General features: G+C 66.3%; 12 protein-coding genes. 7 read left to right on the forward strand and 5 right to left on the reverse strand.

All coding sequences use genetic code 11. The annotated features are described in order from the left end of the window. The first annotated feature begins 28 nt into the window (after positions 1-28). A complete protein-coding gene (locus M9979_RS13575) occupies positions 29-1,075 on the forward strand; it encodes a hypothetical protein (protein ID WP_254289894.1) in 1,047 nt (348 codons plus the stop codon). Continuing rightward, positions 1,075-1,584 carry an SRPBCC domain-containing protein gene (locus M9979_RS13580; RefSeq protein WP_254289895.1) on the forward strand — a complete coding sequence of 170 codons (510 nt, stop codon included), beginning with the start codon at positions 1,075-1,077 and terminating at the stop codon, positions 1,582-1,584. Before M9979_RS13575 ends, M9979_RS13580 begins: the two co-directional genes overlap by 1 nt. Positions 1,585-1,594: 10 nt before the next feature. Here the strand turns inward: M9979_RS13580 and M9979_RS13585 are convergent, their stop codons facing one another. Next, the gene (locus tag M9979_RS13585) at positions 1,595-2,110 is read right to left on the reverse strand and encodes a nuclear transport factor 2 family protein (RefSeq protein ID WP_254289896.1); all 516 of its coding nucleotides are present in this window, start codon (positions 2,108-2,110) and stop codon (positions 1,595-1,597) included. A 191-nt stretch (positions 2,111-2,301) separates the two neighbouring features. Between M9979_RS13585 and M9979_RS13590 the strand changes: the two genes are divergently transcribed. From M9979_RS13590 to M9979_RS13600, 3 genes are read left to right on the forward strand one after another with little or no spacing between them, the layout of a single operon-like run. Continuing rightward, positions 2,302-3,471: a sulfotransferase family protein gene (locus M9979_RS13590; RefSeq protein WP_254289897.1), complete on the forward strand. Its 1,170-nt coding sequence runs from the start codon at positions 2,302-2,304 to the stop codon at positions 3,469-3,471. An 11-nt stretch (positions 3,472-3,482) separates the two neighbouring features. Continuing rightward, positions 3,483-4,274, forward strand: a complete 792-nt coding sequence (locus tag M9979_RS13595) for an SDR family oxidoreductase (protein ID WP_254289898.1) — start codon at positions 3,483-3,485, stop codon at positions 4,272-4,274. 56 nt (positions 4,275-4,330) lie between these two features. Further along, entirely contained in the window at positions 4,331-6,895 is a 2,565-nt protein-coding gene (locus M9979_RS13600) for a TonB-dependent receptor (protein WP_254289899.1), read from the forward strand. Positions 6,896-6,946: 51 nt separating this feature from the next. Here the strand turns inward: M9979_RS13600 and M9979_RS13605 are convergent, their stop codons facing one another. The 4 genes from M9979_RS13605 to M9979_RS13620 form a co-directional block, all read right to left on the reverse strand. Next, positions 6,947-7,711 (reverse strand): SDR family oxidoreductase, encoded by a 765-nt coding sequence (locus M9979_RS13605; RefSeq protein ID WP_254289900.1) that lies wholly within the window; start codon positions 7,709-7,711, stop codon positions 6,947-6,949. After that, a complete protein-coding gene (locus M9979_RS13610; protein WP_254289901.1) occupies positions 7,708-8,925 on the reverse strand; it encodes an MFS transporter in 1,218 nt (405 codons plus the stop codon). Before M9979_RS13610 ends, M9979_RS13605 begins: the two co-directional genes overlap by 4 nt. Positions 8,926-8,945: 20 nt before the next feature. Beyond that, complete coding sequence (locus M9979_RS13615; protein WP_254289902.1) at positions 8,946-10,895, reverse strand: NAD(P)/FAD-dependent oxidoreductase; 1,950 nt, start codon at positions 10,893-10,895, stop codon at positions 8,946-8,948. A 155-nt stretch (positions 10,896-11,050) separates the two neighbouring features. Next, complete coding sequence (locus M9979_RS13620) at positions 11,051-11,521, reverse strand: nuclear transport factor 2 family protein (RefSeq protein ID WP_254289903.1); 471 nt, start codon at positions 11,519-11,521, stop codon at positions 11,051-11,053. A 154-nt stretch (positions 11,522-11,675) separates the two neighbouring features. On the opposite strand from M9979_RS13620, the gene M9979_RS13625 reads away from it, so the two are divergent. Together M9979_RS13625 and M9979_RS13630 are read left to right on the forward strand one after the other, a co-directional pair. Continuing rightward, positions 11,676-13,103, forward strand: coding sequence for an aldehyde dehydrogenase family protein (locus M9979_RS13625; protein WP_254289904.1), 1,428 nt, complete (start codon positions 11,676-11,678; stop codon positions 13,101-13,103). A gap of 82 nt (positions 13,104-13,185) precedes the next feature. Then, positions 13,186-14,619, forward strand: a complete 1,434-nt coding sequence (locus M9979_RS13630; RefSeq protein ID WP_254289905.1) for an NAD-dependent epimerase/dehydratase family protein — start codon at positions 13,186-13,188, stop codon at positions 14,617-14,619. Positions 14,620-14,655 lie beyond the last annotated feature (36 nt).

A 14,655-nucleotide genomic window follows, 5' to 3' on the forward strand; every position in this document is an offset into this window, starting at 1 on the left:
CAGATACAATAAGATAAGGAGAGACAGGATGACCGAAGTATTCGTGCCCGTCGCCGAGCCGCGCGTGATCGAAGGCGCCTACAGCGAGGATCAGCATCGCCGGTTGCTCGACGTCGTCCGGCGCGAGGGGCCGTGGTCGCTGATCCTGGCGCAGCATTTCAAATCGCCCGAGGAAGTCGTCGCGACCACGTCGGGCAACCTGCCCGAGGGGTTCAAGCCGACCTGGGACATGTTCCTGTCGCCGGTGTTCCGCGGCTATCTGGCCAAGGGGATGACCTCGCTCTACCCCGAGATCGACGATTGTTTCCTCAATCCTTCGCTGCTGAACCAGGTGCGCGACTATTGGGGCGCGAAATATGCGCGCGCGGAAAACATGCTGTTCAACATCCAGGGGCCGTGCAGCGGCGGCGGCGCGCCGCATGTCGACGCGACCAATTTTCGCGGCGTCACGCTCCAGACCACGCCGATCTGGCTGATGAACATGATGGTCAAGTCGAACCTGTTCGAACATTGGCGCACGAAGAAGGCGCAGGTGATAGCCTGGTATTACAAGGGCACCACCGGCGGCGGCTTCACCTATTGGCCGCAGGGGCTGGCAGCGGCGCCCAAGCAGATCCATGCGCCGATGTGGGGCCGTGCGGTCGTCGTCGAGAACGAGAAGATGTACCATGGCGCGGAAAGCTGCGGCCCCGCCGCGCTGCGCAAGCCCGCCGGGCTCGACATCGGTTCGGTGATGGAGGCCGATCCCGACAGTGCGGACGGTTGGCGGATCCGCACCGGCGAGCAGGTGATCCAGCGGATCCCGGAGTCCGAGTTCCGCTTCCTGATCCATTGGGGCGCCGACATCTTCATGGACCTGGACGAGCTGCGCGTGTCGCTCGACCATAGCGACGACCTGACGCACGAGCGGATCTTCGACATCCTGATCGCCGACCTGCGCCGCCGCGGCGTGCCGTTCGTGATGCCCACCGATCCGATGACGGATACCGCGTTCATCCAGGCGTTGACGCAGACCTACGATCCCGGGCTGCCCGCGATCTTCCCGGCCGAACCCGAAGAGCGCGAGGCGGCGTGATGGTGGACGGATACGACCCGTTCGCGCTGTACGACCCCGCAACCCTGGCCGCGTCCGATCCGATCGAGATCGACGCGCCGGCGTCCGTCGTGTGGCAGATCCTGATCGATCTGCCACGCTATGGGGAATGGAACCCGTTCTGCGTGTGGGCAGAATCGACGCTGGAAATGGGCGCACCGGTCTACATGCGGCTGGTGACGCCGGTGGCCCCTGGCACGCTTGCGCCCAATTGCGAATATGTCTGCGCGTTCGAGCCCGAGCGGATGCTGTCGTGGGAACTGGTCGACAGCCCCGAATGGCCATATCCCGCGCGGCGTGACCAGATCATCACGCCGCTGGGCCCCGATCGCTGCCGCTACGTATCGACCGATACGTTCACCGGCCCCAACGGGATCCACGTCATGCGGTTCGCCGGCCCGTGGGTGACGCGCGCGTTCAACGACAGCGCGCGTGCGCTCAAAGCCAGAGCGGAGGCCTTTCATGCGGCGGACACCCGGGCCGCCGCCTGACGTGAGCTGACTATCGCGGCGCGGCGGCGGGTCCCGGCTCGTCCGACCGGGCTGCGATCGTCACGCGTTCCAGCTCGTCCTCGCCCAGGTCGCGGACCAGCATCGACATCCGCCGGCTGACGCTGCGCGCAATCCGCCACTCGCCGTCGACCCGCCGCAGGTCGTCGTCATAGTCGACCGCAAGCTGCGTATGGCGCCTGGCCTGCATGTCGATCTGGAAGAAGAACAGGTCGAACCGCGCGCGGGCGGTGTCGGGCCCGGTCACCTCCACGATCGCGTTGTTCAGATGGTGCATGTCGACGATGTGCGGCTGGCAGCCCCATTGCTCGAAGATCGCGACGAACGCATCGGGGTCCGTGAACAGCGGAAAGCCTTCGAAATCGATCCTCGCATCATCGGTGAAGCAGGCGCGCACCGCCGCCGGCTGCTTGCGATCGCACGCGCGGACGTAACGCGCCTTGAGAATTTCGATTGCCTGGATGGCCTCCAGACGATCGAGGCGCCCAGCGATGTCTTCGATATTCATGGACGCTCCTGTCGGGCGAACCGGCCGAACCATCGCGATCCGGCCAAAGCGCATGCTTTCGCACTTCGCGCACAATCATAACGTGGTAACTACGCATGACAACGGTAATGCCCGGAATAATTCGTGTTTTTCGTATTGTCATCGCCGCCGCCGCGTAATAGGCCGTGTGACAGAAAAAGGAGAGGGCCGGCATGGCGACCATCGTCGCGAACCCCGAGACGCTGGACCGGGACGCGCTGCTCGAGGCGGCCCGCGACCGCGCGGGACTGACCGACTTCGGAGACACCTGGTTCCTCGAACCGATGGCGCAGTTCCTCGAGGCGGCAAATCGCGAGGGGAGGCTGACTCCGGCCGGCGTCGCGGGGCAGCGCGAGGTGATCGTCAAGGGTCTGACCAGCCGGCTGCGCATGGTCGAGGATCTGAAACGCCACCCCGAGATTCATGACGAGACGGTCAGCGTCGCCGCGATCATCCTGGGATTGCCGCGCACCGGCAGCACGATCTTCCAGCGCCTGCTCGCATCGGCGCCGGGCATGACCGGGATTCGCTGGTTCGAGCTGCAGAACTACGCGCCCTTCCCCGGCGAAGCCCCCGGCGCGCCCGTCGAGCGCCGCGCCTATGCCGACGCGATGATCGACGGCTGGTTGCAGGCTGCGCCCGAACTCGCCTCGATCCACCCGCTCGACCCCGATGCGCCCGACGAAGAGATCCTGATTCTGGGCCAGATGTTCGTCAGCACGATGGTGGAGGCGATGACGTTCGTCCCGTCGTTCGCGCGCTGGCTCGATGGATACGACCAGTCGAAGGGGCATGCCGACCTGACGACGATCCTGAAATATCTGCAATGGCAGGATCCGTCTCGGCGGGGCAAGCAGTGGGTCCTCAAAAGCCCGTCCAACCTGCCATTCGCCGAATATGCCGCGGCCGCTTTCCCCGACGCGCTGCTCATCATGACGCATCGCGATCCGGTCGATACGGTGCCGTCGTACATCAGCATGCAGGCCGCGCTGTACAAGCTGGTCGCGCAGATCGACGACCGCGAGGTGGCGGGCTTCTGGTTCCCGCGACTGCAGGAATGGATGCGCCGGTTCGCCGACGCGCGTGAACGGATCGGCGAGGATCGCTTCATCGACATCGACTATCGCGACGTGACCCGCCAGCCGGTCGAGCAGGCCCGCCGCGTTCTGCGCCGGATCGGCGTCGAACCCGGGCCCGACACCGAGGCCGCACTGGCAGAGTTCCTGGCGGGCAACCAGCGCGAGCAGCGCCCCGCGCACGACTATTCGCTCGATCGGTTCGGACTGGACGAGTCCGCGATCCGCGACGCCTTCGCCGACTATCGCGCGCGCTACATCGGCTGAGAGGAAGCATCATGGCTTTGCTTGCGGACAAGACGATCGTCGTCAGCGGGGTCGGCCCCGGCATGGGACGCGCGCTCGCACGGATCGCAGCGGCGGAAGGCGCGCGCGTGGTGCTTGCGGCGCGCAACCGCGCGTTCCTGGACGAAGTACAGGCGCAGATCGCCGACGCGGGCGGCACCGCGCTGGCGGTGCGCTGCGACGTCGCGCGCGACGACGAGTGCGTCGCGCTCGCCACCGCGGCGGCAGAGGCATTCGGCGGGCGGATCGACGGCCTGGTCAACAGCGCCTATTTCCACGGCGAATGGAGCCTGGTCGAGAGTGCGGACCCGGCCGATTTCGCCGCCGCGTTCGACGTCAACTGCCTTGGCGCATTGCGGCTGACCAAGGCGTGCGTGCCGTATCTGTCAGGCGGCGGCGCGGTGGTGAACGTGTCGACGATGGCGACGGTGCGGCCGTTCGGCACCGAACACGGCCTGGAAATGGGCTACGCCACGTCGAAGGCCGCGCTCAACACGCTGGGCAAGTACATGGCGGCCGATCTCGGGCGCCACGGCATCCGCGTCAACACGTGTCGCATGGGCTGGATCCATGGCGAACCCGTCCGCCAGTTCATCGCCACCAAGGTCGCGGGTGGCGAAGACGAGGTCGCGGTGGTCGGCGCGGTGACCAAGGACATTCCGCTCGGAATCATCCCGCCGGAGGACGACTGCGCACGCGCGGTGCTGATGCTTCTGTCGGATCATGCGCGCGTGGTGACCGGCGCGACGCTCGACGTGAACGGCGGCCATTGGATGGCGCCCTAATACGAATACCGGACGCCGAAAACGGCGCGGGCGAAACCAGGATGAGGGGATGACGAATGCGACTCCATGAACGATCCGCGCCGCTGCGCGCGGCCCTGCTGCTCGGCGCTGCGACCGCGTCGATCATGTTGACCAGCCCGGCGATCGGCCAGACCGCCGCTGCGCCGCCCGTGCCTGCGCCTGAAACGGTGCCGGCGGACAACACCATCGGCGACATCATCGTGACGGCGAACCGGCGCGAGGAACGCAACCAGGACGTGCCGATCGCGATCACCGCGATCGCGCCGGAACGGCTCCAGCAGCAAGGCATCGCACGCGAGCAGGACCTCGCCGCAAACGTGCCGTCGCTGGTCGTCGGTCCCAATGGGCAGGGATCGCGCGATTCGCAATCGTTCACGATCCGCGGCCAGGGCGCCACGTTCCAGGCGTCGCCCGGCGTCGTGGTGTATCTGAACGAAGTGCCGCTGCCGTCCGCGTTGACGGTCAGCCAACAGGGCGGCCCGGGCAATTTCCTCGATCTGGAAAGTCTTCAGGTGCTGTCGGGCCCGCAGGGCACGCTGTTCGGCCGGAACACGACGGGCGGTGCGGTCTTGCTGGTGCCCAGGAAGCCGACCGATACGCTGTCGGGCTGGATCCAGGGCACGATCGGCAATTACGACCGCCGCGAGGTCGAAGGCGCGATCAACCTGCCGATCGTGTCGGACAAGCTGATGATCCGCGTCGCGGGCGCGTTCCACGACCGGACCGGCTATACCTATGACGTGATCTGGAACAAGGATCGCGACAACGAGCATTACGGCACCGGACGGCTGGGCATCCTGTTCAAGCCGGTCGACGGCGTCACCAACTACACGATGGCGTACGGCACGAAATCCGACACCAACGGCACCGGCCTGATCCACAAGGGGTTCAACATCCCTGCGCTTTCGAGCCTGGGGCTTTGCGTCAACAGTCCGCTGGCCGGCGGATTCTCGTGCGACGTCTATCGCGCGAACACCGCACGCGCGGACGCGCTCGGCTCGCGCCGCACCGCGTTCAGCACCGACGTCTTCCAGCAGACCGAGACGTGGGGCGTGACGAACACGACCGATGTCGACCTGACCGAGGGTCTGACGCTGCGCAACATCGTTGCGTATCAGCGGATGCGGATCCGCTATCGCTACGACGCGGATGCGACCGCGCTGCAGCAGCACGACGTCGATCCCGGCGTTCTGCCCGGGACGATCGACGTGCCGGGGCTGGGCCCGACGACCTATGCCAATGCCACGCTGGGTCGCGAGGGACCGCGCGACAATCTGCGCGTGTGGACCGAGGAACTGCAGCTGCAGGGCAACATGCTCGACAACAAGTTCAACTGGACGGTCGGCGGCTTCTATTTCGATCAGCGCCCCGCCGGGCTTCAGCGCGCGAACGCGCTGCTATACTGCCCCGCCGGGCTGACGGGCAGCGCGGCGGTCTGTCAGGCGAGCTTCGCCGAATATGGCACCACCACGACCTCGAAGGCGGTGTACGCGCAGGCGACGCTGGATTTCGGCGCGCTCTCGCCGTCGCTCGACGGGCTGCGGCTGACCGGCGGCTATCGCCACACCTGGGACAAGATCGCGGGGTTCGCGACGCAGTATAATTTCAGCTCGCTGCTGCCGGCCGGCCTCGTCGTGTGCGGGAAAGACAGCACCCTCGTCGTGCCGGTCGCATCTGCTGTCGCCAGTTGTCTTTTCGCGGGGACGCAGAAATCGAACACGCCGTCGTGGCTGGTCGGTCTGGACTACAAGGTGATGCGCGACGTCCTGCTATATGCCAAGGTCAGCCGCGGCTACAAGGCAGGCGGGTTCAATCCCTATGCGGTGTTCTTCGGCCAGAATGGCGATCCCGACACGCGCACCTTCGGGCCCGAGACGGTCACCTCGTACGAGGCGGGCTTCAAATCCGACTTCCGCGTAGCGGACATTCCGTTCCGGCTGAACACCTCGGTGTACACGCTCACCTATGACGGTATCCAGCGCGCGACCGGCGACTATAACGTGACCACCAACGCGGGCGGCGCGCGCACGCTGAATGCGGACGCGCGCATCCGGGGGATCGAGGTGGAAGCGTCGGTACGGCCGTTCCGCGGCATCGAGATCGGCGGCAACTTCAGCTACACCGACGCCAAGTACAAACGATACACCTATGTCTCCAGTTCGGGTACGCAGGCGTGCAACGGTTTGGTGGCGCCGGGCGGCGTCGCGGACTCGTCGTGCCTGCCGTTCCAGTACGTTTCGCCTTATATCTGGAGCGCGCATGTCTCCGCCGAGCGCAAGCTGGGCAACGAGGCGGGCACGCTGGCGCTGTTCGTCAATTATGCGCACAACTCGTCGCAATATACCGAGGCGGTCAACATTCCCGCCGCACAACCCGGTGCACGGCTCGATGCGTACGGAATCCTCAATGTCTCGCTCGACCTGCGCGATATCGCGCGCTCGGGCATCGACGCGGGCATCTTCGCGACGAACCTGACGAACAATACGTTCCGGATCAGCAACAGCGACGTGTTCCAGGCCGGCGGGCTGCTGTATTGGGATACGCTGTACGGCGAGCCGCGGATGTACGGGCTGCGCGTCCGTTATCACTTCGATCGTTGAGGGGATCTGCGGTCGCCGCATCATCGTGCGGCGACCGTCCTTTCCGACGTGTTACGCCGGTGTTTCCTGCTTGACGATTTCCAGGAACATCGGCCGCTCGCCGCCGCCATGGACTTCGAGCTTTGCGCCGCTGACATAGGCCGCGGCGGGCGAAGCGAGAAACGCCACCGCTTCCGCCACGTCGTCGCCCCGCCCCATCCGCGCGAGCGGTAGCGATGCCGCGATGCGCCGCTGCGCGGTGTCGGAGCCGTAGGTCATCTCCGCGCTTTCGGTCTCGATCAGCCCGACGACGATTGCGTTGACGCGGATTTCGGGCCCCCATTCCTGCGCGAGACTGGTCGTGAGGCTCAACAGCCCCGCCTTCGCCGCGCCGTAGATTGCGGTATCGGGCGACGGGCGGACACCGCTGACGCTGGCGATGTTGACGATCGAGCCGCCGACCGCTCGCAGGTGTGGATAGGCCGCCTGCGCCACGTGCAGAGGCGCGAGCAGGTTGAGCTGGACGATGCGTTCGGAAAAGCGCGGGCTGGCGCTGGCCGCCTGCGCCTGTGGCGATCCGCCTGCATTGTTGACGACGAGATCGAGCCGGCCATGCGCCGCGACGACATCGGCGATCAGTTGCGCGACCGCCGGCTGGTCCCGGATGTCGCACGCGTGGAAGTCCGCAGTCCGGCCGCCGTCGTCGATCGCATGGTCGGGCGGGGTCCGGCCGCAGGTCGCGACGATCCAGCCGCGCGCAAGCAGGAGGCGCGTGATCGCCGCGCCGATCCCGCGCGTGCCGCCCGTCACGAGGGCTACCCTGTCGCTGGTCGTCATACGCCCACCCCTGCCATGACTCTCCGTTCGCTGCGCCCGACGAACAGCAGCAGCGCCGCGGTCGCGGCGCAGATCGCGACGATCGTGAGCATCACGGGCGCATAGCTCGCCGCCCGGTCGTGCAGCAGCCCGGCCGCCGGCGGCAGCAGGAACAGCAACGGCAGGCCGAACAGACTCATCAGCCCGATCACCCGGCCGAGCAACAGGAACCCGAACAGCCGCGTGATGAGCACGTTCGACGCGGTGAACACGCCCGAGCCGGCCATGCCGATCAACAACGTCGCCGCGATCATCGGCGCCAGAAGTGTCGTGTTCGCGATCACCGCCCAGCCGATCGCGAACGCCGCCGCCATCGTCGCCATCGCCCAGGCGCCGCCGAAACGATCCGCGCACCATCCCGATACCAGCGATCCAGCGATGCTCGCCCCTCCGAGGATCGCGGCGATCATCGCCGCCTGCGATGGCGCGATGCCGCGCTCGACCGCGATCGCGACGATATGCGAGACGCCGGTGATCCCGACCGCGTTGAGCAGCCCCCCGCCGAGCACGATGCACCAGAATGCCGGACGACGCAGGATCGCGACGGTCGTCACGCCGGGATCGTCCGACACGACTTCGCGGGCGTCGGGGATGAAGGGCGGATCGCGCACGCCCAGGATCACGGGCACGAGCACCAGATGCAGCAGCGCCATCGCGCCATAGAAGGCGGACAGCCCATGCATCGCGATCACCGACTGCCCGACGATCGGCATCACCATTACGAGGATCGGCATCATCGCGATCCCTACCGCGCGCCCGCGCATGTGCGGATACCATCCGCCTGCCAGCAGGCTGGTGGGCAATGACCCCGACAGCGCGACGCCGATGCCGATCAGCAGCGCGAACGCGACCAGCGCGATCGCGATGGTGCCTGCCAGTGCGAGCACGACATAGCCCGACCCTGACAGCGTGATCCCGATCAGCATCGTCGCGCGCAGTCCGAGCCGACGCACGGCCACGGCCACGAACGGGCCGGCGAGGCTCATTGTCAGGACCACAAGTGCAAGCCCCATCGACACGACGCCGAGTGGGACCTGGTATCGCGCCTGAAGCGCCAGCAGCGTGACGCCGAACCCGCCGAACGCGCATCCGATCGTCAGGTTCTGCGCGATCAGCGCGCGGACGACCATCGCGCGCGCCGTTCCCGTGTGCGGCGGGGCGAAGGCTGTTGCCACCGGACTGTCCACGAGCCGTCTCAATGAAGCTCGAAGTGATCTTTCTTCGGACCCCGCATCTCGTTCCAGTAATCGACGAGGCGGTAGGGCCACGACAGGAAGATCCGGCCCTTCGAGTTGTTGTAGTAGCTGTTGGCCTTGGGATGCGTCCAGATCATGTCCTGCATCCGCGTGTCGATCTGCGTGTTCCACGCCTCGAACGCGTCGCGCCTGGGCTCGACCGCGCGCTTGTCGCTGGCATTGGCCCAGTCGAGGCATTCGATGATGTAGTTGACCTGCACCTCGGAGATCAGGTTCTGCCCCGCTGCATGGTTGGGCGCGCTGTTCGGCCCGACCGTCAGGAAGTAGTTGGGGTAGCCCGGCACCGTCACGCCCATGTACGACCGCGGATCGTCATGCCCCCATTCGTCGCGCAGCGAGCGCCCGCCGATCCCGTGGACCTCAAGCTTGCCGAGCATGTTGGCGACGTCGAAGCCGGTCGCGCAGACGATCACGTCGACCTCGTAGGTCGTGCCGTCCTCCATCCGGATGCCGGTCTCGGTGATCTCGGCGATCCCGCCCGACTCCAGCGTCACGTTGTCGCGCTTCAACGCGTCGAACCAGCCATTGTCGAGGATGATGCGCTTGGAGAAGATCGGGAAATCCGGCGTCAGCTTTTCCAGCAGGTCCGGGCGATCGGCGAACTTGGCGTCGAGATGCGCCAGCGCATATTGCCGCATCCCCTCGTTCAGCGCGGACACCGACGGCGAGTCGACCGGCCATTCGGGATCCTTGAGCACGTTGGCGAACAGTCCGTCGGCAGCGAACCAGTAGACGCGGAAGCGGAACCACTCGCGGAAATGCGGGATGTGGCGCAACGCGAACTTCATGCCCGGCGGCACTTCGTGCGCGATCTCGGGATTGTAGATCACCCAGTGGCAGGAGCGCATGAAAACGGTCAGGTCCTTCACCTCGCCCGCGATCGCGGGGACGAGTTGCGCGCCGCTGGCGCCGGTGCCGATCACCGCGACGCGCTTGCCGCGCAGGTCGACCGCCGGGTCCCAGGTCGCCGTATGCATCCGCACGCCCCTGAACGTGTCGAAGCCGGGGATGTTGGGCCATTTCCAGCGATTGACCGGGCCGTGCGCGTTGATGACCGCGTTGACGCGCAGCACCTCCTCGGTGCCATCGACGCCGCGCACGGTGACGTCCCACATCGCGGCCTCGTCGTCATAGGCGAGCGAGACGACGGTCGTTTCGAAGCGGATGTGGCGGCGCAGGTCGTACTTCTCGGTCACGTGCAGCAGGTATTTCTGCATGTCCGCGCCAACCGGGTGATACGTCGTCCATTCGGGGGTGATCTCGAACGAATAGGAATAGAAATGGCTGGGCGTGTCGACGCCGACGCCGGGGTAGCGATTCTCGTACCAGGTGCCGCCGATTTCGGGATTCTTCTCGATCACGACCTGCTCGTAGCCGGCTTCCTCCAGCTTGATCGAGGCGGCGAGCCCGGTCAGCCCCGCGCCGATCACCAGCACCTTGAACCCGGCGGGTGCGGGCTTGCGGCCCGCGATCTCGCGGCGCGGCGTCGATCGCTCGAACCCGATCTGATCCATCAGCAGCGGCAGGAATTCGTCCTCAACCGGCTCGCCGACGCTGACGCTCATCATCCGCTGCATCAGCGCCTTCGACGGCGCATCCTCGCGCGCGGCGCCGGGCGTGGTGAGCACGTGGCGCAGCTTCTCGCGCAGTTCCTGCTGATATTCCTCGGGAATATCGGTGCCCGGCATCGCGAAGGGGGGCTTGATGTAGTTCTGGAACGTGGCGAGCATCGCCTCGTCATGCGTGAGGTGGACATAGACCATCAGCAGGGTCTGCACATTGGCCTCGACCAGCGCGGCCCGCAGATCCGCCGTGTCGGCCAGTGGCAGGCGACGATCCTGCCAGTCGAGCGCAGGCTGCCCCGCGTCGGTCGTAAGCTGCGTCGCCATGCGGTCCATTCCTCTTCCCGTCGTGTCAATCGTACGCTGACGGACGATAACTATCGGGTGACCGATCAAGCGTCAATCGGCATGTCGCGCCCAACCGTTGGGTCGAATACCGTTTTGCGTCGATGTTCCCGTAATATACTACGCACCAAGCCTGCTCAAGCCGCCAGTGGCGGGATCGGGGGCATGTCGGGCACATTGTGTGACCAGCTCATCTCCTCGACCCGTTCCGCGATACGCCAGCCATCGGTGGTCCGCACGAACACGTCGCGATACCACAGGCCGATGAAGAACGTCTGCTCCACCCCGTCCGCGCCGCGATACACCATCGGATTGAACAGGATCGTGCGACCGCTCGCGCGATCGCCGGCCAGATCAAGGGTGCTGGTCGCGACGAGATGCTGGAAGCGGGAAAACCGCTCGAGCGCGAGCGGAAGCCACGCCTTGACCTGCGCGAGCGAACCGACCGCGCCGCCCGTTTGCGTATAATCGATCCTGGCGTCGGCGGTGAAGATCGAATCGAGCGCCTCCCAGTCGCGATCGTCGATCGCGAAGCTGTAGCGCGCCAACAGGTCCTGGATCTCCAGCCTGTCGCCGATCTCCTGCAGGGTCATCCTACCGTTCGCCATGTGTCGTGATCCCGTTCCGGCTGCGCCGACCATCGGCATATGTATGCGTGATTACCGATACGCGCTGCGGCGACCGATATCCACTCCGCACATTGGTTGTACCGCGTCCTGTCGTACGGTAACGGCGTCGCCAACAATCCCGAAGGGCCCGACCATGGAAACATATGCCAATCTCGTCGCCGGTGTCTGGCGTTCGGACGCGGATGCGCGCCCCGACACCAGCCCGAGCGACACGTCCGACACCATCGGTCTGTTCGCGGCCGCCGATGCGGACCTCGTTGCCGAGGCGCTGGCCGCGGCGCATGCCGCCCAGCATGGCTGGGCGCGCACGACTGCGGCGTTCCGCGCCGCGATCCTGTCGCAGGCGAGCGCCGAGCTGTTCCGGCGCGCGCCCGAACTCGGCGAACTGCTGGCGCGTGAAGAGGGCAAGACCCGGCTCGACGCGACCGGCGAAGTGACGCGGGCGGCGCAGGTGCTTCAGTATTTCGCAGGCGAGGCGGTGCGCGCGATCGGCGAGAAATATCCGCAGGTCCGCCCCGACGTCGACGTCGACGTCACGCGCGAGCCGGTCGGCGTGGTGGGCATCATCACGCCGTGGAACTTCCCGATCGCGATCCCGGCGTGGAAGATCGCCGCCGCGCTCGCCTATGGCAACACGGTGGTCTTCAAGCCCGCGGACCTCACGCCCGCCAGCGCCTGGGCGCTGGTCGACATACTCCACCGTGCGGGGCTGCCGGCGGGCGTGCTGAACCTGGTCATGGGGCGCGGGTCGGTCGTTGGCGATCCGCTGGTCGACGGCGTCGACGCGATCAGCTTCACCGGTTCGGTTCCGACCGGACGGAGGATCGCGGCGCGCGCGATCGGGCGCATGACGCGGCTGCAGCTCGAGATGGGCGGCAAGAACCCCTTCGTCGTTCTCGACGATGCCGATCTCGACGTTGCGGTCGCCTGCGCGCTGAACGGCGCGTTCTTCCAGACCGGGCAGCGCTGCACCGCCTCGAGCCGGCTGATCGTCACCGAAGGCATCCACGACGCGTTCGTCGAGCGGCTGACCGCGGAGATGGGCAAGCTGCGGATCGGGCATGCGCTCGATGCCGAGACGCAGATCGGGCCGGTGGTCGATGCCAGGCAGATGGCGACCGACCTGGACTATATCCGGATCGCGCGCGACGAAGGTTGCGAGGTGGTCGGCGGCGAGCAGCTGGAACGCGCGACCACCGGGCATTTCCTTTCCCCCGCGCTGCTGGTCGGTGCGACCAATGCGATGCGCAGCAGCCGCGAGGAAATCTTCGGCCCCGTCGCCAGCCTGATCCGCGTGGCGAATTACGACGAGGCGCTGGCGGTCGCGAACGATACGGAGTTCGGTCTGTCGTCGGGCATATGCACGACGTCGCTGTCCCGCACCCGCGATTTCCAGCGCAATTCGGCGGCCGGGCTCGTCATGGTGAACGTGCCGACCGCAGGCCTCGATTATCATGTCCCGTTCGGCGGCCGGAAGGGATCAAGCTACGGCCCGCGGGAGCAGGGCAGCTATGCCCGTGAGTTCTACACGACCGTCAAGACAAGCTACATCAGCGGGTGATCTGGCCGGACGCACACCGTCGATGCCTTGACTATGGTACGACTGCGTATCATTGATAGCGCGGATATGATGGGGCGGTGTGATGACGAGCGGCGGTAAAAAGGTCTTCCTGACCGGCGTGACCGGCAACATGGGGCGCGAAGCCCTCAAGCGGCTGGTCGAGCATCGCGATGCGATCGCATTGACGGTGCTGATACGCCCGGAGGAGATGGGTCATCCGGTTGCCAGGCACATCCGTCGCACCGATTGTGCGACGATCGTGGTCGGCGACCTGACGAAACCGGATTCGCTCGACGACGGCATCCGCGGCGCCGACGTCGTCCTCCACGTCGGCGGGCTGGTATCGCCGCTGGCGGACCGGATGCCGCCCGAGGTGGTGACGGCGGTCAATGTCGGCGGCGCGCGCAACATCGTCGCCGCGATCCACCGCGTGGCGGATCCCGAGCGGACCCGCCTCGTCTATATCGGCACCGTCGCGCAGACGGGCAGCCGTAACACTCCGATCCACTGGGGCCGGACGGGCGATCCGATCAAGATCAGCACCTATGACCATTATGCGGTCACCAAGACCCAGGCCGAAGCGGTGATCGCGCAAGGAGGCATCCGCCACTGGGTGTCGCTGCGCCAGAGCGGGATGGCGCATCACGAGATGTGGCGGATGTTCGATCCGATCATGTTCCACAATCCGCTGAACGGCGTGTTCGAATGGTCGACCGCCAACGACAGCGGGCGGCTGATGGCGGCGGTGTGCGACGACGGCGTGCCGGCCGCATTCTGGCGGGGCTTCTACAATATCGGCGGCGGCGCGACATCGCGGGTGGTGAACCACGAATTCATGGCCGCGAGCATGGCGAACTATCGCGAAGTCCTTCGCCCGCACTGGTTCGCGACGCGCAACTTCCACGGGCAATGGTATTCGGATAGCGATCGGTTGGAGGCGCTGGTGCCATTCCGCGAACAATCGATCCACGAGCATCTCGCCGACGCCCCGACCCATATCCCGGCACTTGCGCGACTGGTACCCAAACTGTTGCCCGGCATGGTCCGCAAGCGGATCGAGGGGCTGGCGCGTGCACCCGGCGGATCGCTCCACTGGTTCGAGACGAACGACGAGGCGCATATCCACAGTTATTTCGGATCGCGCGAAGCCTGGGAGGCGATCCCGCGCAACTGGACGAATTATGCGCTCAAGCAGCCGTCACGCGACCCCGTGAACCTTGACCATGGCTATGACGAGACCCGCACGCCAGAGGAATGGCGGATCGGCGACCTGCGCGATGCCGCGGCCTTTCGTGGCGGGCGATGCCATGCCGACGCGTGCGACGGTCCGGACCACGCGGTCGAATGGTCGTGTGCGTCGGGGCACCGCTTCACGATGACGCCCAATCTGTATCTGCGCGGCGGGCATTGGTGCCCGACCTGCATGATCGATCCGACGACCTACGACGCGACAGCCGCGACCAGCCCGTTCTTTCGCCAGGTGTGGACCGAACCGACCTCAGCGGCGGACGCATGAAGCGCCGGCCCGGCGATGAGCCGGGCCGGCTCCCGC

The organism is Sphingomonas liriopis (assembly GCF_024211255.1).
GTDB classification, from domain to species: Bacteria; Pseudomonadota; Alphaproteobacteria; order Sphingomonadales; family Sphingomonadaceae; genus Sphingomonas; species Sphingomonas liriopis.